Source organism: Pseudomonas sp. NFPP04 (genome assembly GCF_900113815.1).
In the GTDB taxonomy this organism is placed as follows: domain Bacteria; phylum Pseudomonadota; class Gammaproteobacteria; order Pseudomonadales; family Pseudomonadaceae; genus Aquipseudomonas; species Aquipseudomonas extremorientalis.
Map to the genome: position 1 here is coordinate 1 of NZ_FOQS01000029.1, position 1,452 is coordinate 1,452.

Here is a 1,452-nt window from a genome sequence, read left to right on the forward strand (position 1 = left end):
ACTACGAAGCCTTGCTGCCGTGGAACTGCTCACCGGAGATGCCACGGTAAACCGTTGACTCACCTTGGGATAGGTGGGTTTATGGATCGCTTACAGCGGGGTTCGCGAGGTGGTATACGTATTTTTATTCGCCGTTGTGTTTGGTGTTGGGGGTGGGGTTGTTGGTGGTGGCGTGGGGGTGAGGGCCTGATTGCTCATCAGGCTGGGCAGTCATGTTCATTGCTGAATGAAGTACAGACTGGACATGGAGCCTGGGATTTTCTTGGCTTTGCCCAGTTTCAAGTATTCATCGAATTCATGCGCCAGGTACTCTTTGTCGGTGTACTTTTTATATTTTTGCGGCAGCTAATATGCGTAAACATATAACCGCCAGAGGTCAAAACTGTCGACCCTATCATCAGGCCCGCAATCAAAGTCGATGTATAAATTCGATAGGTAAACGCAGCAACCCTTGGGTTTCAGTTTTATCTAGCATGTGTTTTGGAACATTTATTTTTACTCGGTTTTTTCTTGATGTCGGATTGTGTTTTTTGGGGGGTTAGAGTTTGCAAAAATATATATGGCCTTCAAAAGATATGCCTGCTATCCAATCTAAGCCTTCTTGAGTTATGTATGTATGCTGCGGAATCGTCGAAAATATCCTCAATGCTGGGGAGAGCTGCTTGATACCTATTGAATAAGCCTCATCGGTGGCGTCGCCTATAATAATGATGTCCGCTTTTGTGGTGTGTGTGATTTTTTCTGCAAGTGCATCCATTGACGTTTGTGATGTTGCTAAACCCAGATAGATACTATCTTTCAATAAGTTCCATGCGATATTTGTTACGGAGAATGGGATGTTTTGACTGATGTTTTCTACCATGAGGTCATGTTTGACTTTTGTTAGGGTGGTGATTTTTATGTTGATTTTTTTGAAGTCGTCAATGATTTCATCGTCAAGATAGCTCATTACTTTGCAAACCTTTTAATTAGCTGGATCACCAATTTTTCGTCTCCTTCAAATGTAAAATGTGGGCCGTTTTTTTTATGGGTCCATACATTGATATGTGCGCCACTATTTTGGTCGTATTCAACACGAAAGCCAGTTTGTCTATCGGATGTTTGCATTCCTATGGGATCCCCTTTTCTTTTTCCGAATTTTCCTGGCTTTGGTATTTCTGCCCGGAAATTATTTTCTAATAACCACACTAGAGCTTTGTTTAAAGCCTGTTCATAAGTGACTGAGTGAACCACATCTCCTATTTCAGGGGGCGCTTTCTCGTGTGGTTTTTTTAATTTGCTTCTTTGTCCCGGACAATTACCGCGCGCGCAGGCAAATCCTATTGGGTCTATCCAGCCCGTAGGATTAGGCACGTACAGGTACGTGTTAATTCCGCCAGCCAGCTTCACCGGATCCGGCGTCAGGTAACGACCAACATCCGGATTGTAGTAGCGATGGCGGTTGTAGTGCAG

The 1,452-nt window shown here is 43.9% G+C and carries 3 protein-coding genes and 1 pseudogene; 1 reads left to right on the forward strand and 3 read right to left on the reverse strand.

All coding sequences use genetic code 11. The features are described 5' to 3' along the window. Positions 1-101: 101 nt before the first annotated feature. Positions 102-182 (forward strand): annotated as a pseudogene (locus BM017_RS29050) (DUF3995 domain-containing protein); the annotation flags it as partial. 163 nt (positions 183-345) lie between these two features. Here BM017_RS29050 and BM017_RS29810 read toward each other — a convergent pair. From BM017_RS29810 to BM017_RS28715, 3 genes are all read right to left on the reverse strand, one after another. Continuing rightward, positions 346-468: a DUF6896 domain-containing protein gene (locus BM017_RS29810; protein WP_371914748.1), complete on the reverse strand. Its 123-nt coding sequence runs from the start codon at positions 466-468 to the stop codon at positions 346-348. 70 nt (positions 469-538) lie between these two features. After that, positions 539-949, reverse strand: a complete 411-nt coding sequence (locus BM017_RS28710) for a hypothetical protein (RefSeq protein ID WP_092250903.1) — start codon at positions 947-949, stop codon at positions 539-541. Further along, positions 949-1,452, reverse strand: a 504-nt coding sequence (locus tag BM017_RS28715) for an RHS repeat-associated core domain-containing protein (RefSeq protein WP_139216898.1), incomplete at its 5' end; no start/stop codon positions are given. The genes BM017_RS28715 and BM017_RS28710, both read right to left, overlap by 1 nt.